The sequence below is a fragment of the Variovorax sp. 350MFTsu5.1 genome (assembly GCF_048302515.1).
GTDB classification, from domain to species: domain Bacteria; phylum Pseudomonadota; class Gammaproteobacteria; order Burkholderiales; family Burkholderiaceae_C; genus Variovorax; species Variovorax guangxiensis.
The window spans coordinates 6,262,603-6,280,259 of sequence record NZ_CP157620.1; the positions used below are offsets into that span (position 1 = coordinate 6,262,603).

General features: G+C 68.5%; 21 protein-coding genes. 16 read left to right on the forward strand and 5 right to left on the reverse strand.

Annotated elements, in window-relative coordinates; all coding sequences use genetic code 11:
* The first annotated feature begins 4 nt into the window (after positions 1-4).
* Positions 5-625 (forward strand): c-type cytochrome, encoded by a 621-nt coding sequence (locus ABL843_RS28435; RefSeq protein ID WP_126025099.1) that lies wholly within the window; start codon positions 5-7, stop codon positions 623-625.
* Between the two features lie 61 nt (positions 626-686).
* Here ABL843_RS28435 and ABL843_RS28440 read toward each other — a convergent pair whose 3' ends face one another.
* The 3 genes from ABL843_RS28440 to ABL843_RS28450 all read right to left on the reverse strand — a co-directional run bounded on the left by ABL843_RS28440 (position 687) and on the right by ABL843_RS28450 (position 2,788).
* A complete protein-coding gene (locus ABL843_RS28440) occupies positions 687-1,238 on the reverse strand; it encodes a DUF2946 family protein (protein WP_369660608.1) in 552 nt (183 codons plus the stop codon).
* A 4-nt stretch (positions 1,239-1,242) separates the two neighbouring features.
* Positions 1,243-2,268 (reverse strand): YheT family hydrolase, encoded by a 1,026-nt coding sequence (locus ABL843_RS28445; RefSeq protein WP_418118158.1) that lies wholly within the window; start codon positions 2,266-2,268, stop codon positions 1,243-1,245.
* Positions 2,269-2,335: 67 nt separating this feature from the next.
* Positions 2,336-2,788, reverse strand: coding sequence for a YybH family protein (locus ABL843_RS28450; protein ID WP_093206406.1), 453 nt, complete (start codon positions 2,786-2,788; stop codon positions 2,336-2,338).
* A 218-nt stretch (positions 2,789-3,006) separates the two neighbouring features.
* Here ABL843_RS28450 and rutA point away from each other — a divergent pair, with 218 nt between their 5' ends.
* From rutA to rutF, 6 genes are read left to right on the forward strand one after another with little or no spacing between them, the layout of a single operon-like run.
* Positions 3,007-4,119 (forward strand): pyrimidine utilization protein A, encoded by a 1,113-nt coding sequence (rutA, locus tag ABL843_RS28455; protein WP_126025102.1) that lies wholly within the window; start codon positions 3,007-3,009, stop codon positions 4,117-4,119.
* Positions 4,120-4,132: 13 nt separating this feature from the next.
* The gene (gene rutB, locus ABL843_RS28460; protein ID WP_418118159.1) at positions 4,133-4,924 is read left to right on the forward strand and encodes a pyrimidine utilization protein B; all 792 of its coding nucleotides are present in this window, start codon (positions 4,133-4,135) and stop codon (positions 4,922-4,924) included.
* 38 nt (positions 4,925-4,962) lie between these two features.
* Positions 4,963-5,355, forward strand: coding sequence for a pyrimidine utilization protein C (gene rutC / locus ABL843_RS28465; protein WP_019657601.1), 393 nt, complete (start codon positions 4,963-4,965; stop codon positions 5,353-5,355).
* 5 nt (positions 5,356-5,360) lie between these two features.
* Positions 5,361-6,167, forward strand: a complete 807-nt coding sequence (gene rutD, locus ABL843_RS28470; RefSeq protein WP_418118160.1) for a pyrimidine utilization protein D — start codon at positions 5,361-5,363, stop codon at positions 6,165-6,167.
* Positions 6,164-6,766, forward strand: a complete 603-nt coding sequence (locus ABL843_RS28475; protein ID WP_418118162.1) for a malonic semialdehyde reductase — start codon at positions 6,164-6,166, stop codon at positions 6,764-6,766. The genes rutD and ABL843_RS28475 overlap by 4 nt, the downstream gene beginning before the upstream one ends.
* Positions 6,767-6,780: 14 nt before the next feature.
* Positions 6,781-7,338 carry an NADH-dependent FMN reductase RutF gene (rutF, locus tag ABL843_RS28480; protein ID WP_369660602.1) on the forward strand — a complete coding sequence of 186 codons (558 nt, stop codon included), beginning with the start codon at positions 6,781-6,783 and terminating at the stop codon, positions 7,336-7,338.
* A 131-nt stretch (positions 7,339-7,469) separates the two neighbouring features.
* Here rutF and rutR read toward each other — a convergent pair whose 3' ends face one another.
* The gene (gene rutR, locus ABL843_RS28485) at positions 7,470-8,174 is read right to left on the reverse strand and encodes an HTH-type transcriptional regulator RutR (protein ID WP_418118163.1); all 705 of its coding nucleotides are present in this window, start codon (positions 8,172-8,174) and stop codon (positions 7,470-7,472) included.
* A 197-nt stretch (positions 8,175-8,371) separates the two neighbouring features.
* On the opposite strand from rutR, the gene ABL843_RS28490 reads away from it, so the two are divergent.
* The 7 genes from ABL843_RS28490 to ABL843_RS28520 all read left to right on the forward strand — a co-directional run bounded on the left by ABL843_RS28490 (position 8,372) and on the right by ABL843_RS28520 (position 15,242).
* A complete protein-coding gene (locus ABL843_RS28490; RefSeq protein WP_418118164.1) occupies positions 8,372-9,373 on the forward strand; it encodes an isopenicillin N synthase family dioxygenase in 1,002 nt (333 codons plus the stop codon).
* Positions 9,374-9,387: 14 nt separating this feature from the next.
* A complete protein-coding gene (locus tag ABL843_RS28495; protein ID WP_418118165.1) occupies positions 9,388-9,774 on the forward strand; it encodes a VOC family protein in 387 nt (128 codons plus the stop codon).
* Positions 9,775-9,857: 83 nt separating this feature from the next.
* On the forward strand, positions 9,858-10,961 hold the full coding sequence (locus ABL843_RS28500) for a BMP family ABC transporter substrate-binding protein (protein WP_369660598.1): 1,104 nt from the start codon (positions 9,858-9,860) through the stop codon (positions 10,959-10,961).
* 19 nt (positions 10,962-10,980) lie between these two features.
* Positions 10,981-12,507, forward strand: coding sequence for an ABC transporter ATP-binding protein (locus tag ABL843_RS28505; protein WP_418118166.1), 1,527 nt, complete (start codon positions 10,981-10,983; stop codon positions 12,505-12,507).
* A complete protein-coding gene (locus tag ABL843_RS28510) occupies positions 12,500-13,642 on the forward strand; it encodes an ABC transporter permease (protein ID WP_418118168.1) in 1,143 nt (380 codons plus the stop codon). Before ABL843_RS28505 ends, ABL843_RS28510 begins: the two co-directional genes overlap by 8 nt.
* The gene (locus ABL843_RS28515) at positions 13,639-14,571 is read left to right on the forward strand and encodes an ABC transporter permease (protein ID WP_418118170.1); all 933 of its coding nucleotides are present in this window, start codon (positions 13,639-13,641) and stop codon (positions 14,569-14,571) included. Before ABL843_RS28510 ends, ABL843_RS28515 begins: the two co-directional genes overlap by 4 nt.
* Positions 14,568-15,242, forward strand: coding sequence for a cysteine hydrolase family protein (locus ABL843_RS28520; protein ID WP_418118171.1), 675 nt, complete (start codon positions 14,568-14,570; stop codon positions 15,240-15,242). Before ABL843_RS28515 ends, ABL843_RS28520 begins: the two co-directional genes overlap by 4 nt.
* 3 nt (positions 15,243-15,245) lie before the next feature.
* Here the strand turns inward: ABL843_RS28520 and ABL843_RS28525 are convergent, their stop codons facing one another.
* Positions 15,246-16,004, reverse strand: a complete 759-nt coding sequence (locus ABL843_RS28525) for a hypothetical protein (protein WP_418118172.1) — start codon at positions 16,002-16,004, stop codon at positions 15,246-15,248.
* A gap of 46 nt (positions 16,005-16,050) precedes the next feature.
* On the opposite strand from ABL843_RS28525, the gene ABL843_RS28530 reads away from it, so the two are divergent.
* The gene (locus ABL843_RS28530; protein ID WP_418118173.1) at positions 16,051-16,650 is read left to right on the forward strand and encodes a LemA family protein; all 600 of its coding nucleotides are present in this window, start codon (positions 16,051-16,053) and stop codon (positions 16,648-16,650) included.
* A gap of 142 nt (positions 16,651-16,792) precedes the next feature.
* Positions 16,793-17,653: a TPM domain-containing protein gene (locus ABL843_RS28535; RefSeq protein WP_418118174.1), complete on the forward strand. Its 861-nt coding sequence runs from the start codon at positions 16,793-16,795 to the stop codon at positions 17,651-17,653.
* The last annotated feature ends 4 nt before the right edge of the window (positions 17,654-17,657 follow it).

Sequence of the window (17,657 nt, forward strand, 5' to 3'; positions counted from 1 at the left end):
GCGAATGAGCGCAGACCCGCATTACCAGGCCACAGAAGAAGCCCACACCGGGCCGATCAAGAACCCGAAGCAACTGCTGCTCGCGGTATTTTTTTCCTTCATTGCCCCGATCCTGATCATCGTGGGTCTTGTCTCCTACGTGGTCTCGGGCAACAAGCCCGCCGGCACCGCCCAGGGCGACAACATGGCGCTCTACGGCGTCACCAAGGAGGCGCGAGACCGCGAAGTGGCCGAGCGCCTCAAGAAGGTCGGCAGCATCGAGATCCGTGACGCCAACCGCCCGCTCGCAGCCGGCGAGGCCGTGTTCAAGGCCCAGTGCGTCGCCTGCCACGGAGCGCCCGGCATCCCCGGTGCCCCCCACCTGAACGACGCGGCAGCCTGGGGCCCGCGCATCGGCCAGGGCTACGCAACGCTGCTCGAACATGCCCTGAAGGGCAAGGGCGCCATGCCTCCACAGGGCGGCGGTGACTTCGAAGACCTCGAAGTCGGCCGTGCCGTGGTCTACATGGCCAATGCCGGCGGCGCCAAGTTCCCGGTGCCGGATCGCCCTGCCGCAGCCGCGGCGCCTGCCGAAGGCGCTTCGGGCGCGGCGCCTGCCGCACCGGCGAGCGCGCCAGCCAAGTAAGCGTTTTCCCTAATCAGCCAAAAGAAGAAAGCCGGCCCAGCGCCGGCTTTTTCTTTTCCGCTCAGGTGTGCGGGACGGCTGCGTGGCGTCCGGCCGGGCTCAGCACGTGTCCGAAACGCGCGGGCAGATCGCTGGCCTGCACCGTCTCCGGCGTCCAGATTCCGCGTTCGACAGCCTCGGCTGCGATGCCCACGTCCTGCGTGTGCACCAGCCCGAGCCCCAGCGGCGAGGCCAGATAGAGCCGTCCGTCCTCGTCGAGCAGGCAGCCCGACACCGTGACCGCCGCGCCCGTATGAGCGGTGACGGCGAAGCCCCCGCTCGCATCCTCGGCGACACGCCATACCAGCGGTGCCGCCTCCAGTTCCACGTACACGCGCTGCGGTCCGTTCTGGAAGAACCACTGTCCTTCGTCGTCGTGCTCGTAGTTGCGGTGGATGAATTCGATCAGCTTGTCGTGCCGCAGCATCGAGCCCTTGGCCGTGCGGAACGGGCCCTGCGCCTGGGTGCGGTCGTCGCGCATGTACCAGTTGCCGCGCGCATCCAGGCCCAGCCAGCCGTAGCAATGCGGCACGTTGGGCCATTTGGCGAGCGCCTGCTTGACGATGTCATCCATGGCGTCATTCTCGTCCCGGCGGCAAGCCCCCGCCGTCAGCGGAGGCGCCGCCGTGCAGCTGCAGCCAGCCACCGACCTGTTCCGGCATGCCCCGCACATGCCCTGGCGGCAGCCCCATCGGAAAGCCGACGTGCCCGCCGTGCTCGGGCTGCCACAGCGTGACGTGCGAACCGACTTCGCCAGGCCTTGGCAGGCTGCGCGCCGGAATGAATGGATCGTTGCGCGCATTCACCACCAGCGCCGGCACGCGGATCGAGGCCAGGTGCGGCTTGGCCGAGCCCCGCGCCCAGTAGTCGTCGGCATCGCGAAAGCCGTGCAGCGGCGCGGTGAAGACGTTGTCGAATTCGTAGAGGTTGCGCGTGGACACCAGCCTCTCGCGGTCGAACAGGCCCGGAAACTGCGCCAGCTTGGCCAGCGCCTTGGGCTTCATGGTCGACAGGAACATGCGCGTGTAGACCAGCTTGTTGAAGCCCTTGCCGATGGCTTCGCCGCCCGCGGCGAGGTCCAGCGGCGCGCAGACCGAAGCCACGGCGCTCACCACGCCCGTGGCGGTTTCTCCCGCCTCGGAAGCCCATCGCATCAGCGCATTGCCGCCCAGAGACACGCCCGCGGCCAGCACCGGGCCGCCGCCCTTTTTCACATGCTGCTCGCGAATGCGCGCGAGGATCCAGCCGATCTCCTCGAAGTCGCCCGAGTGGTACGCGCGCGGCGCGAGGTTCATCTCGCCACTGCAGCCGCGGAAATGGGGTACCGCGAAGGCCATGCCGCGCGATGCCGCGAAGGTTGCGAAGGCCTCGGCGTAGTGGCTGCGCGACGAGCCTTCGAGCCCGTGGAACAGCACCAGCAGCGGCCGCGCGCCGGGCATCGGCGCGTCGACGAAATCGACGTCGATGAAGTCGCTGCCATCCGGCGTCGACCAGCGCTCGCGCCGGTAGGCCGGCGCCTGGCCTTCGAAGCGGCGGGCATAGAGCGCGGCCCAGATGGTCTGCAGGTTGCCGCCGGGCAGCCAGCGCGGCGCGGCGTAGTCCATCGGCTGGAGGGAGGTTCCGGCAGAGGCAGCCGGAGAGAAGGAAGCGACCGGAGAAAGCATCAATCGATCAATGCAGGACCTGGGGCGGATCGTTGGCGTCGTCCGGCTCGCGCGCGGTGCCGGGGCTCGCATGGTGCGCCACCATGCGCCAGCCCTGCGCGGTCTTGTGATAGACGTTGGTGGCCAGCACGAAGGCATGGCGCGGGCCTTCGGCAGTGAGCACCTCGATGCGCTCGAGCACGTTGTGCACCGCGCTCGCGAGCGAATCGATCTTGCGCACCCGCGCGGGCATGGCGTGGATCGCGCCGTTGCCGAACATCTGCTCGAAGGCCGCGCGGATCGCCACGGCCCCCACCAGCCTCGGGCCGCCGGGGTGAACGCAGAACACCTCGTCCTCGTCGGCCCAGCAGGCCATCAGCGCGTCGATGTCGCCGCGCTGCAGCGCTTCGTAGAAAGCCGCCTCGACGTCGTCGGCGGTGCCGCCGATGGCCGCGGCGGCACGGAGTGGGGTCTTGGGCATGGCGTGATTTTGCCGCGTGCTCCGTGACGCGGGCGCTGCACCGCTTTGGCCCCGGCCGCACCGCGGTGCCGCAGCCCGGCCGAATCTTCTGCTCCGTTTTGGACCAAATGGTCAAAAGGAAAGCGAGGATTTTCCGTAAGCCATTGATATCAAAGAACTTATTCATCTGGCACGGCGCATGCAAGGAGCCTCCCGAACCCGCAACAGGAGCCCTTCCAATGAACGTCGGCATCTTCATTCCCATCGGCAACAACGGCTGGCTGCTTTCCGAGAACGCGCCGCAGTACAAGCCCAGCTTCGAGCTCAACAAGCAGATCACGCTGAAGGCCGAGCGCTACGGCGTCGACTTCGCGCTGTCCATGATCAAGCTGCGCGGTTTCGGCGGCAAGACGGAGTTCTGGGACCACAACCTGGAGTCCTTCACGCTCATGGCCGGCCTCGCCGCGGTCACCAGCAGGATCAGGCTCTTCGCCACCGCGGCATCGCTGGTGATGCCCCCTGCCATCGTGGCGCGCATGGCCTCCACCATCGACTCCATCTCCAACGGCCGCTTCGGCCTGAACCTCGTCACCGGCTGGCAGCGGCCCGAATACTCGCAGATGGGCATGTGGCCCGGCGACCAGTTCTTCGGCACGCGCTACCAGTACCTGTCCGAATACATTCAGGTGCTGCGCGACCTCTGGGGCAAGGGCTCGTCCGACTTCAAGGGCGACCACTTCAAGATGGACGACTGCCGCCTCAGCCCGCAGCCGCAGGCCGACATGAAGGTGATCTGCGCGGGCCAGAGCGACGCGGGCATGGAGTTCTCGGCGAAGTACGCCGACTACAACTTCTGCTTCGGCAAGGGCGTGAACACGCCCAAGGCCTTCGCCCCCGCGGCCGACAAGCTCATCGAGGCCACCGCGAAGACCGGCCGCAAGGTCACCACCTACGTGCTGATGATGGTGATCGCCGACGAGACCGACGAGGCCGCGCGCGCCAAGTGGGAGCACTACAAGGCCGGCGCCGACCACGAGGCCATCGCATGGCTGGGCCAGCAGGGCGCGGCCGACACGAAATCGGGCGCCGACACCAACGTGCGCCAGATGGCCGACCCGACCTCGGCTGTGAACATCAACATGGGCACGCTCGTCGGCTCCTACGAGAGCGTCGCGCGCATGCTCGACGAAGTGGCCGAGGTGCCCGGCACCGAGGGCGTACTGCTGACCTTCGACGACTTCGTTCAGGGCGTCGAGGCCTTCGGCGAGCGCATCCAGCCGCTGATGAAGAGCCGCGCGCATGTGCAGAGTCCCGTGCCCTCGCAGGCGGTGCCCGAGCGCCTCGCAGCCTGAGCAGGAGCGCCACGTGACCACTCCTGCACGCAACACCACCCTCACGTCGAACACGCCCGTGGGCGCGCCGCGCGCACCCGGTGCGCCCGCGCCGCTGGTACTGCCTGCGCGCCCCGAGCCGCTGGCGCTGCACGCCACCGACTCCGCGCTGATCGTGGTCGACATGCAGAACGCCTACGCCTCCATCGGCGGATACGTCGATTCGGCCGGCTTCGATATCTCCGGCGCGCAGGGCACCATCGCCAGCATCTCGCGCAGCATCGCGGCGGCGCGCGCGGCCGGCATGCTGGTCGTGTTCCTGCAGAACGGCTGGGACGCGAACTACGTGGAAGCCGGCGGCCCCGGCTCGCCCAACTGGCACAAGTCGAACGCGCTCAAGACCATGCGCGCCAGGCCCGAGCTGCAGGGCAAGTTCCTCGCCAAGGGCGGCTGGGACTACGAGCTCATCGAGCAGATGAAGCCCCAGCCCGGTGACATCGTCGTGCCCAAGACGCGCTACAGCGGCTTCTTCAACAGCACGCTCGACAGCACGCTGCGCTCGCGCGGCATCCGCCACCTGGTGTTCACCGGCATCGCCACCAACGTGTGCGTCGAATCGACGCTGCGCGACGCCTTCCACCTCGAGTACTTCGCCGTGATGCTGGAAGACGCCACGCACGAGCTCGGCGGGCCCGCCATCCAGAAGGCATCGGTCTACAACGTGGAGACCTTCTTCGGCTGGGTGTCCACGACAGAGCACTTCTGCAGCACCTTCGCGCCCTCGTTCGCAACCCGATCCGCTCCGGCCGAAGCGGCCGTTGCCTGATTTCCCTTCCCCATCTTCTTCACCAAGGACTTTCCACCATGCCCAAGCAAGCCATCATTCCTCCCGGCACCGGCGTTCCCATCGCTCCCTTCGTCCCCGGCACGCTCGCCGACGGCGTGCTCTACGTGTCGGGCACGCTGCCCTTCGACAAGGACAACAACGTGGTGCATGTGGGCGACGCGAGCGCGCAGGCAAGGCACGTGCTCACCACCATCAAGGGCGTGGTCGAGGCCGCCGGCGGCACCATGGACGACGTCACTTTCAACCAGATCATGCTCAAGGACTGGGCCGACTACGCGAAGATCAACGCGGTGTACGCCGAGTTCTTTCCCGGCACCAAGCCCGCGCGCTACTGCATCCAGTGCGGCCTGGTGAAGCCCGACGCGCTGGTCGAGATCGCATCGATCGCGCACGTGGGCAAGAAGGCCTGAGCTTCATGAGCGCACTGCACTACGAGGTGCACGGACCGTCCGATGCAGCGGCCACGGTGCTGCTGTCGTCGGGCCTCGGCGGATCGGCCGGCTTCTGGCAACCGCAGTTCGGCGCGCTGATCGCCGCAGGGCACCGCGTCATCGCCTACGACCAGCGCGGCACCGGCCGCAGCCCCGCCGCGCTGCCCGAGGCCTACGCCATCGCGCACATGGCGCAGGACGTGCTAGAGATCCTCGACGCCACCCACACCTCGCGGTGCCACTTCGCGGGCCATGCGCTAGGCGGCCTCGTCGGGCTGCAGCTTGCGCTCGACGCGCCTTCGCGCATCGCGAGCCTCGCGCTCGTCAACGCGTGGTCGAAGCCCAACCCGCATTCGGCGCGCTGCTTCGATGCACGGCTCGCACTGCTGGGCGCATGCGGTCCGCGCGCGTACGTCGAGGCGCAGCCGATCTTCCTGTACCCCGCCGCATGGGCCGCCGAGAACGCGCAGCGCGTGGCCGACGAAGTCGACCATGCCTTCGCGCACTTTCCCGGCGAAGCCAACATGCGCGCGCGGATCGCCGCCCTGCGGGCCTTCGACGTGGATGCGCGCCTCGCCGACATCTCTGCGCCCACGCTCGTGGCCGCAGCCAGGGACGATGTGCTCGTGCCCTGGACCTGCTCGCAGCGCCTGGCCGACGGGCTGCGCGACGTCACGCTCGACTTCGTGCCGCACGGCGGCCACGCGCACTGCGTGACCGAGGCCGAAGACTTCAACCGCAGCCTGCTCGACTTTCTTTCGCGGGTCAGCGCACCCGCCGTTCCAGCATGACCACTACCATCGCTTCCACCCTCGACGACGCCGCGCTGTCGCTGCTCTTCACCGGCGCGCGCAGCCACAACGGCTGGACCGACGAACCCGTTACCGATGCCCAGCTGCAACGGATCTACGCACTCGCGAGCCTGGGACCCACCTCGGCCAACTGCTCGCCCGCGCGCTTCGTCTTCGTGCGCACGCCCGAGGGCAAGCAGCGCCTCGCGCCGGCACTCTCCAAGGGCAACCTCGACAAGACCATGGCAGCGCCCGTCACCGTGATCGCCGCGTGGGACCGCAAGTTCTACGACAGGCTGCCCACGCTGTTCCCGCATGCCGATGCGCGTAGCTGGTTCACCGGCAGCCCCGAGGCCGCGCACGAGACGGCCTTTCGCAACGCCAGCCTGCAGGCCGGCTACCTGCTGCTCGCGGCGCGCGCGGTCGGGCTCGATGCGGGGCCGATGTCGGGCTTCGACAAGGCGAAGGTCGACGCGGCCTTCTTCGAGGGCACCGACTGGACCGTCAACTTCCTCATCAACCTCGGCCACGGCGACGCGTCGAAGGTGTTCGGCCGCCTGCCGCGGCTGTCCTTCGACGAGGCCTGCCTGCTGGCCTGAAGGAGTCACGCGAGATGCTGCACAACGCCATGGCCTCGAATCCTGCTCCATCGTCACCCAACCCTGCCCTGCTGCCGCAGGGCCTGCAGAAGGCCGACTACCGCAATGCGATGGCGCGGCTGGGCGCGGCGGTGAACATCATTACCACCGACGGCCCGGCCGGCCGAGCCGGCTTCACCGCATCGGCAGTGTGCAGCGTGACCGACGAGCCGCCGACGCTGCTGGTGTGCCTGAATCGCTCGGCCTCGGTGTACCCGGCGTTCAAGGCGAATGGCGTGCTGTGCGTCAACGTGCTGGCTGCCGGGCACCAGTCGCTCTCGGCGCTATTCGGCGGCAAGACGCCGATGGACGAGCGCTTCGCCGCAGCGCGCTGGAGCAGCAAGAGCACCGGCTCTCCGGTGCTCGACGACGCGGCCGTGTCCTTCGACTGCCGCGTGGTGCACGCGACGAGCGCGGGCACGCACGACGTGCTGTTCTGCGAAGCCGTCTCCATCGCCATCGGCGGGGCGGCGCAGGGGCTCATCTACTTCGATCGCCGGTATCACGAGATCGCTGCGCCACCGCAGCACTGACCCGTTTTGTCCCCTCTCCCCTCGGGGAGAGGGTTAGGGTGAGGGGGGCACCGGCGCTCGCAAGAGCAGCAGTGACTTTCAGGCCGCCACCCTCACCCCAGCCCTCTCCCCAAGGGGAGAGGGAGCAAGACTCAGCGCGGCACGATGCCCTGCAGCACGATGCGCTGAACGTTCTCGACGGTCTGCTCGAAGAACCCTTCGTCCTCCAGCGTATGCCCCGACAGCGCCTGCACCTGCACGCCGAAGTCCGCGTAGTGCTGCGTCATCGCCCACAGCGCGAAGATCAGGTGATGCGGATCGACAGGCGCCAGCTTGCCTGCATCGATCCACGCGCGGATCACTTCCGATTTCTTCTCCACCAGCGTGCGCAGTTCGCGATCGAGCTCGTCGCGCAGCAGCGGCGCGCCCTGGATCATCTCCAGGCAGAAGAGCCGTGACGCGTCGGGCCTGTCGCGCGAGACCACCAGCTTGCGGCGGATGTAGTCGCCGATGGCCTGGGCCGGATCTTGCTCGGCGCTGAAGCCGCGCAGCGGTTCGAGCCACAGTGCGAGCAGGTCGCGCAGCACGTTCACGTAAAGCTCTTCCTTGTTCGCGAAGTAGTAGAGCAGGTTGCTCTTCGACACGTCGGCGCGTGCGGCCACCTGGTCGATGGAGGTGCCGTGCAGGCCGAAGCGCGAGAACAGCCCCAGCGCCGCGCCGAGGATCGCGCTGCGCTTGTCCTCTATCTGACGCAACCGGCGGTTCACCGCGGAAGCGCTTCGCACCGCGGGCTTCGCGCGCTTGCGCGCCGGGCTTTCCTTGCCGGCATTCGCAGCCAGCGCTTTTGTCTTCGGCATCTTCCCTCGCTCTTGATCTGATCGTGAATCGACAAACGCGCACCACTGTAAGGCCACGGTGCATCGCCTTGCGCCGCTACCGCCTTCGCAACGCATTCCCGCGCACCATGCTGACGCGACGGATGCTGTTTGTCCATTTGGTCCAACTGGCACAGACGTTGCATGGCGAAAGGCATGCCAAGCATGAGGAACCTGCCATGACCCTGCTGTCCGTGCCCATCATCGATCTCGCGCCCTACTTCTCCGGCACCGCCGAAGGCAAGGCGGAGGTCGCGAAGAAAGTCGACGAGGCCTGCCGCAGCATCGGCTTCCTCGTCATCACCAACCACGGCATCTCGCCGGAGCTGATCTCGCGCGTGTCGTCGCTCTCGCGCAAGTTCTTCGACATGCCGCTGGGCGAGAAGCGCAAGGTCGATCGTCCGCGCGAGGACGCGGTGCGCGGCTACAGCGCGGTGGGCGAGGAAGGCCTCTCCTACAGCCTCGAGGAAGCGGCGCCTGGCGACCTGAAGGAGTCGTTCTCCATCGGCCCCTCGAACGTGCCCGACGACGACTACCACCGCGGCCCCGCCGCAGGCCCGCACTTCGAGCCCAACAGCTGGCCGCCCATCGAGGGCTTCAAGGAGGCCTACGAGCAGTACTTCGAGGCGATGAGCGATCTCTCGCGCTCGCTGATGCGCGTCTTCGCGCTCGGCCTCTCGCTGCCCGAGACCTTCTTCGACGACAAGATCGACAGGCACATCAGCATGTTCCGCGTGCTGAGCTACCCGCCGCAGCGCGAGCAGCCGCTGCCCGGCCAGCTTCGCGCGGGCGCGCACAGCGACTACGGCAGCCTCACCATCGTGCTGCCCGACGACAAGGGCCTGCAGGTGTTCAACAAGGCCGGCCAGTGGGTGGACGTGCCGCAGGTCGAGGGCGGCCTCGTGGTCAACATCGCCGACCTCATGATGCAGTGGACCAACGACCAGTGGGTGTCCACGCTGCACCGCGTGATCAACCCGCCCTTCGAGGTGGCGAGCACCAACCGCCGCCAGTCGCTGGTGTTCTTCCACCAGCCCAACTACGACGCGATGGTCGAGTGCCTGCCGAGCTGCCTCCCACCGGGCGAAGAGCCGAAGTACGCGCCCATCTCCTCTGGCGACCACCTCACCTCGAAGTTCGTCAAGCAGACGACCTTCGGCGGCACCAAGGTCACGGCTTGAATCGCGCGGATCACATGGCCCACCTGTCCTACGTCAACGTCTTCGCGAAGGACGTGGTCGCGCTCAGCGGCTTCTACCAGCGCGTGTTCGGCTTCAAGGAGATCGAGGCGATCCGCTCGCCCATCTTCCGCGGGCTGGACACCGGCAAGTCGAGCCTCGGCTTCAATGCGCTCGATGCCTACGAGCTTCTGCACCTGGGCGAGTTCTCCGACACGCGCGGCGTGAAGTTCCTGCTGAACATCGACGTCGACAGCCAGGCCGACGTCGACCGCATGGTGCCCGTCGCGCTCGAGGCCGGCGCCACGCTCGTGAAGGCGCCGTACGTCACCTACTACAACTGGTACCAGTCGGTGCTGCTCGATCCCGAGGGCAACGTGTTCCGCATCAATTTCATGATGTAGCGGCGCGCGGCCTTCCTTCCCTCTCTTCTCCCTCTTCCGCTTTCCTCTCCCTCGTTTTCACGCTCCTCACGAAAGGTTGCTCCATGCCGCGCATTTCCTCCAACGGCCCGGCCCTCGGCTTGGCACTGACGCTCGCAGCCTGCGGCGCCTCGTTCTCGCTGCCAGCCGCGGCCGACGGCTTCACGCTGAAGGACAAGCCGAAGATCGCGATGCTCTACTTCGGCCCCAAGAACGACGGCGGCTGGACGCAGGCCTTCGACGAGGCCCGCGTGAAGATCGAGAAGGAGATCGGCCAGAAGATCCAGTTCGTGGAGAACGTGCCCGAGGACGCCTCGGCCATCAAGCCCGCGGCGGAGAAGTTCATCCAGCGCGGCGCCAACATCGTGATCGGCACCGCCTTCGGCTATTCCGACAGCTTCAAGGACCTGGCCGCAAAGTACCCCGACGTGGCCTTCCTCAACGGCTCGGGCACCACCAACGGCAGCAACCTCGAGTCGTTCTACGGCCGCACCTACGAGAGCCAGTACCTCTGCGGCATGGCCGCCGGCGCGGCCTCGAAGACCGGCAAGCTGGGCTTCGTCGCGGCCAACCCCTTCGGCGTGGTGAACTGGACCATCAACGCCTTCGCGCTCGGCGCGCAGAAGATGAACCCCAACGCCACCGTCAACGTGATCTACACCGGCGCGTGGAACGACCCGGTGAAGGAACGCGCAGCGGCGGCCGCGCTCATCGACCAGGGCGCCGACGTGATCGGCCAGCACGTGGACAGCCCCACGCCGCAGATCGTCGCGCAGGAGCGCGGCGTGTACGGCACCGGCCACCACCGCGACCTGCGCCAGTTCGCGCCCAAGGCCACGCTGTGCTCCTCCGTGTGGGTGTGGGACCGCTTCCTGACGCCGGAGCTCAAGAAGATCATGGCCGGCGGCTGGAAGCCCGCGCAGTACGGCGCCTTCATCGAAATGAAGGACGGCGGCACCGACATCGCCGGCTTCGGGCCCGCCGTGCCCAAGGACAAGGCCGCTCTCATCACCGCCGAGCGCGACGCGATCATGAAGGGCAAGCAGGTCTACGCCGGCCCGCTCGCCGACCGCGACGGCAAGGAGCGCGTGGCCAAGGGCGCCGTTCTTTCGGACGCCGAACTCTGGAAGATGGACTGGTTCGTCAAGGGCGTGGTCACGCAGAAGTAGGCCGGGAGCCAAGCACCTCATGCCCAACGCGCTCGAACTCACCGGCATCCGCAAGACCTTCGACGGCTTCGCGGCACTGACCGACGCCCACTTCTCCGCGCGCTGGGGCGAGGTGCATGCGCTCCTGGGCGAGAACGGCGCGGGCAAGTCGTCGCTGATGAACATCGCGGCCGGGCTCTACGCACCCGAGGCCGGGCAACTGCTGGTGGACGACAACCCGGTGCGCTTCGCCGGCCCGCGCGACGCGGCGAAGCACCGCATCGGCATGGTCCACCAACATTTCAAGCTGGTGCGGCCCTTCACGGTGGCGCAGAACATCCTGCTCACGGCGCCGCCGCCGGCGGAGTTCCAGAGCCACGGCGAGCGGCTGCGCGAGATCTCGCGCGACATCCGCAACAAGGCCGCCGAGCTGGGCTTCGACATCGATCCTTCGAAGCGCGTCGATGCGCTGTCCGTCGCCGAGCAGCAGCGCGTGGAGATCCTCAAGGTGCTGCTGGCGGGCGCGCGCATCCTGATCCTCGACGAGCCCACGGCCGTGCTGACCGACCAGGAGGCCGCGCGCCTGCTGCAGACGGTGCAGGGCCTGGCGCGCAAGGGCGCGGCGGTGGTGCTGGTCACGCACAAGATGGCCGACGTGAAGACTTATGCCGGCCGCGTGACGGTGATGCGCGGCGGCCGCACGGTGGCCACGCTGAATCCGCAAGAAGCATCGGTGGCCGAGCTGGTGAAGCTCACGGTGGGCGAATCGATCGCTGCGCAGGGCTTTCAGCCCTCGGCGGCGCCGCGCGGGCCGGTGCGCCTTTCGGTGCGCGGCCTGCGCACGCCCGCATCGCCCGAGGGCCGCCGCGTGCTCGACGGGGTGGACCTCGACCTGCATGCGGGCGAGATCTACGGCCTCGCCGGCGTGGGCGGCAACGGACAGGGCGAGCTGGCGGGCGCGATCATGGGCCTGCAGGGCGAGCCGACCGAGGGTGAGATACGGCTCGAAGGTCACGGCGACCTGAAGACCATGGCTGCATCGGTGCGCCGAGGCATCGGCATCGCGGCCATTCCGGCCGACCGCTACGGGCTCGCGCTCGCGGGCGGCCTTTCGGTGGCCGAGAACTACGCCATCGGCCGTGTGCACACCGGCCGCTACGGCCCCGTGTGGCGCTTGCGCCGTGGCCGCATCCAGAGCGACACGCAGGAAGCGGTGCGCGCCTTCGACGTGCAGGGCGTGCGCTCGGTCGCGCAGAAGGCCGCGCTGCTCTCCGGCGGCAACGCGCAGAAGCTGGTGCTCGCGCGCGAGTTCGGCAAGTCGCCCACGCTGGTGCTCGCGCACAGCCCGAGCCGCGGGCTCGACGTGCGCGCCAGCGCCGAGGTGCATGCGCGGCTGCGCGCCGCGCGCGACAGCGGCGCGGCGGTGCTGCTCATCAGCGAAGACCTGGACGAGGTGCTGCAGCTCGCCGACCGCGTGGGCGTGATGACGCGCGGGCGCATCGCCGGCGAGTTCGCGCAGCCCGCCGACCGCCAGGCCATCGGACAGGCGATGGTGGACCATGGCTGAAGCATCGCTCTCCGCCGACATGGCCCCATCGCACAAGACACGGGCAGCGCAACAGCCCCAGCCGCTCGCCGGCCGCCGCTATGCGCTGGAGATCCGCCAGCACATGGCCTGGCACTGGCAGGCTCTGATCCTCGCGACCGCGCTGCTCGCGGGCTTCGCCATCTCGGCGGCGATCCTCATCGGGGCCGGCGTGCCGGCCGACGAGCTCGCCAACGAGTTCGTGATGCAGACCTTCTTCGACGGCCAGAACTTCCGCGCCGTGTTGTTCCAGGCCGCGCCGATGATCCTCGTCGGCCTCGCGGGCTGCGTCGCCTTCCGCGCGCGCTTCTGGAACCTCGGGCTCGAAGGCCAGATGATCTGGGGCGCCATCGGCGCCACCGCCATCTCGATGTGGCAGATCGGCCCCGAGAACCTGCGCCTGCCGCTGATGTTCATCGCGGCCATCGGCTGCGGCCTGCTCTGGGTGCTGGGCCCCGCGTGGCTCAAGCTGAAGCTGGGCGTGAACGAGATCATCTCGACGCTGATGCTCAACTACATGGCGGCCAACTTCCTGCTGCACCTGGTCTACGGCAGCTGGAAGGACCCGAAGGACAACTTCCCCTACTCACCGCAGTTCCGCGTGTTCGAGCGCCTGCCCGAGCTGGGCGCGGGCATCGGCAGCTCGATCCTGCTCGCGGGCCTCGTCGCGCTGCTGGCGTGGTGGCTGGCGAGCGTGAGCCGGATGGGCCTGTACCTGCGCTTCGTCGACGCGAACCCGCGCGTGGCGCATGCCAGCGGCGTGCCGGTGCGGCGCACGATCTACGGCGCGGTGCTGCTGTCGGGCGCGATGGCCGGGCTCGCGGGCTTCGCTGTGGCGGCGGGGCAGGAGGGCCGGCTCACGCAGGCCTTCTATCAGGGGTACGGCTTCTCGGGCATCCTCATCGCCTTTCTCGCGCGCAACAACCCGCTGGCGGCCACGGTGGTGGCGCTGCTGGTGGCGGCGCTCTTCGTCACCGGCCGCAGCCTGCAGGTGTTCTACCAGGTGCCGTTCTCGATGGTGCAGCTGATCCAGGCGGTGATCGTGGTGTGCGTGGCGTCGAGCGATTTCTTCATCCGCCACCGGCTGCGCCGCGTGGGCGGGGAGGCCGTGCAATGAACGGCGGCATCATCCTCAACTGGCTGGCGAGCACACCCGACTTCGCCGTGCCTTATGCGCTGGCGGCGCTCGGCCTCATCATCTGCGAGCGCGCGGGGGTGCTCGCGCTCGGCGCCGAGGGGCTGATGCTGGTCGGCGCGCTGGCCGGCATCGGCGCGCAGATCGTCATCGGCCAGCCCGCAGTGTCGCTGGTGCTCGCGATGCTGGCGGCCAGCGTGGTGTCGGTGCTGTTCGCGGTGATGGTGATCTGGCTGCGCGTGAACCAGGTGATCGCCGGGCTCGCGCTGGTGTTCTTCTGCCAGGGGTTCACCGCGCTGGTCGGCTCGATGGCCGAGTGGACCAACCATGCGACCGAGGGCATCGGCGCGATGGGACTGTGGCCGCTCTCGCTGCTGCCGGGCGTGGGCAAGCTCTTCGAGCAGAACGCAATGGTGTGGCTCACGCTGCCGATCTTCGGCGCGGTGGCGTGGTTCTTTGCGCGTACCTCGGCCGGCCTGCGGTTGCGCGCGGTGGGCGAGAACCCGCAGGCGGCCGACGCGGCGGGCATCCGCGTCACCGCCTGGCGCTTCGCGGCGGTGCTCGCGGGCTCGGCACTGGTGGGGCTGGCGGGCGCGTACATCTCGGTGGTCAGCACCAAGCTGTGGATCGCGGGCATGACCGGCGGGCGCGGCTGGATCGCGGTGGGCCTCGTCATCTTCGCGCGCTGGTCGCCGTGGAAGGCGCTCGTCGGCGCGCTGCTGTTCGGCTGCATCGAAGCGCTGATTCCCCAACTGGCCGCTGCCGGCGTGCAGCTGCCGCAGTACTTCGTGATGATGACGCCGTACGCGGTGACGCTCGGCGTGATGGTGTGGGTCGCGCTCTCGCGGCGCGGCGCCGACGAAGAGCCCGGCGCGCTGGGACAACCCTATGTGAGAGAAGAACGCCGATGAAGGCCTGGGTCTACAACGAGGAGCGCGAGCTCGACGCAGCGCGGTTCGCCGACTACCTGAATCCGGCCACCACGGCTGTCGTTTCCATCGACATGCACCGCGGCCACCTGGACGACAGCCCCGACTGCCCCTGCCCCGCGCCGCGCGCACGCGACGTGGTGGCGCCCATCGACGGCTTCCACGACGCGGTGCGCGCGCTGGGCGTGCGCATCGTGCACGTCAGGTCGGTGCTGCGGCCCGGCGGCGTGGACGACATCAACGGCATTCCGTCGGCATGGCGGCGCACCTTCCCTCTGCACGTGGGCGAGATTCCGAATGCCGACGCGCATGCCATCGAGGGCTCGAAGTGGACCGAGTGGGTCACGCGCGTGGAGCCCGGCGACATGCGCGTGGACGGCAAACGCCGGCTCTCGGCCTTCTACCCGACCGACCTCGACTTTCTTCTGCGCAACCAGCGCATCGAGACCGTGGTGCTCGACGGCGGCTTCACCGACTGCTGCGTGCTCAACACCGCCTTCGACGCCAGCAACCGCAACTACCGCGTGATCGTGTTGCGCGACCTCGTGCGTGGCACCGATGCGCACCTGGAAGACGCGGCGCTCGCGATGGTGTCGCTGCACCTGGGGCTGGTGATGGATTCAGAAGAGTTGCTGCGGGTGTGGCGCGGCTGAATCTCAGCCCGACACTCCGAGCCAGCGCGCGGCCACGGCCGGCATGTCGCCCTGCGCGGATTCCCACACCAGCTCGGGTGCCGCCACATGCACGCCGGGCGGCGCGATGCGCAGCGCCACATCGACCAGCTCCGCCACCTTCACCGCGCGCACCGGCTGCTCGCTGCTGGGCACCATGAAGCGCACCACCGAAAGCATCCACGCGGCCAGCCGCTCGAAGGGGTTGGCGATCTTCGCGTTCACCGGCTTGCGCGCCGAACGCACGAGGATCACGCGCTCGAAGCCGCAGGCCACCACCGCCTGCTCGTCGAGGCTCGCGAGCCCGCGCTTGAGCGCCTCGGGCAGCCGGCCCTGGTCGTGCGGCAGCACGATGGCCAATGTCTGCACGCCGCAGGCGCGCAGCCAGCGGGCCAGCTCGGGCAGCTCGGAAGGCTCGGGCACCCACAGCGCGCGCTCGCGGTCGTGGTACAGGCGCGGCGGGTCGAAGGCGACGATGGCGGTGTGGGCCGAGGTCAGCGGCCATTGCGCGATCGGCTGGGCCGGGCTCAGGTAGGTCTCGACGCCGCGCAGCCCGTCGCGGATCGGCTCGCGCGCCAGCACGCGGGTGTGGGCATGGCGGTGGCTCCCCGCCAGCCGGCGCAGCAGTTCGGCGCCCAGCGCGCCGGTCGCGCCCGCGATCAGCAGCGTGCCGAAGGCATCGGAGGCAACGGGCATTACCGCACGGTTGGCGGCTTGCAGGGCTTGCAGTGGATCAACGGCCATGGAGCCGCCTATGCTACCTTCCGCATCTTCTGCGGAGGTAATGCAAATGATGATAAAGCGCTGGTTCCTGATTCTCGCGGCGGTCCTGTCCCTGAGCGGATGCGGCTACAACCAGTTCCAGTCCCTCGATGAGGCCAGCAAGTCGGCCTGGAGCGAGGTCCTCAACCAGTACCAGCGGCGCGCCGACCTCGTGCCGAACATCGTGGCCACCGTGAAGGGCGAGGCCAGCTTCGAGCAGGACACTCTCACCAAGGTGATCGAGGCGCGCGCCAAGGCCACCTCGATCCAGGTGACGCCCGAGACGCTCAACAACCCCGAGGCCTTCAACAAGTTCCAGCAGGCGCAGGGCGAGCTCTCGTCGGCGCTGTCGCGGCTGATGGTGGTGTCGGAGCGCTATCCCGACCTGAAGGCCAACCAGTCCTTCCGCGACCTGCGCGTGACGCTGGAAGGCACCGAGAACCGCATCACCGTGGCGCGCAACCGGTACATCGAAAGCGTGCAGGAGTACAACGTGCTCGCGCGCAGCTTCCCGACCAACCTCACGGCCAAGATCTTCGGCTATGCGCCGAAGCCGAACTTCTCGGTGCAGAACGAGGCGCAGATTTCCACGCCGCCTACCGTCGACTTCAGCGCTCCGAAGAAGTAGTTCTCCCCCAGGCTTCGTGCACTTCGTGTCACTGCGCCAACCCCCTCGCCGGGGGCAACACCTGCGGCCCGGCCAAGACGGTTCCGCGGTGTTCCCGGATTGGTGCGCGCCATCTCTGCTATGGGCATTCGCGGCCTTCTGGATGCTGCTGGCAACGGGCAGCGCCTTTGCCCAGGGCCTGCTGCCGATCCCCACGCTCACCGCGCGGGTGATCGACCAGACCGGCACGCTCGACAGCGCACAGCGCAACGGCCTCGAAACCAAGCTCGCGGCCTTCGAGCAGCGCAAGGGTTCGCAGATCGTGGTGCTGATGGTGCCGACCACCGCGCCCGAGGACATCGCCAGCTACACGCAGCGCGTGGGCGATGCCTGGAAGATCGGCCGCAAGGGTGTCGGCGACGGCCTGCTGGTCGTGGTGGCCAAGGACGATCGCAAGATGCGCATCGCCACGGCCAAGGCGCTCGAAGGCGCGGTGCCCGACCTCGCGGCCAGCCGCATCATCGACGAGGAAATGAAGCCGCGCTTTCGCAACGGCGACTTCGCGGGCGGGCTGAACGCGGCAGTGGACCGGCTCATCGGGCTGGTCGATGGCGAGCCGCTGCCCGAGCCGTCGCGCAACACGGGCGGGGGTGGCAACGAGGGCTTCGACTGGGAGAACCTCGCGATCTTCCTGTTCGTCGGTGTCTTCGTCGGCGCGCCGATCGCGCGCGCCATCTTCGGCAAGAAGCTGGGCACGATGTTCATCGGCGGCGGCGTGGGCGTGGTGGTGTTCTTCATCACCACCAGCATCGCCATCGCGGTGATCGCGGCGCTGGTGGCACTGATCGTCTCGCTGGTCGCGGGCACCGGGCGTCCGGGCGGTGGCGGGGGCGGCGGCTGGAGTTCCGGCGGCGGAGGCTGGGGCGGCGGTGGTGGTGGCTTCAGCGGAGGCGGTGGAGGCGGCGGTTTCAGCTCCGGCGGTGGCGGCAATTTCGGCGGCGGCGGCGCGTCGGGGGACTGGTGAACAC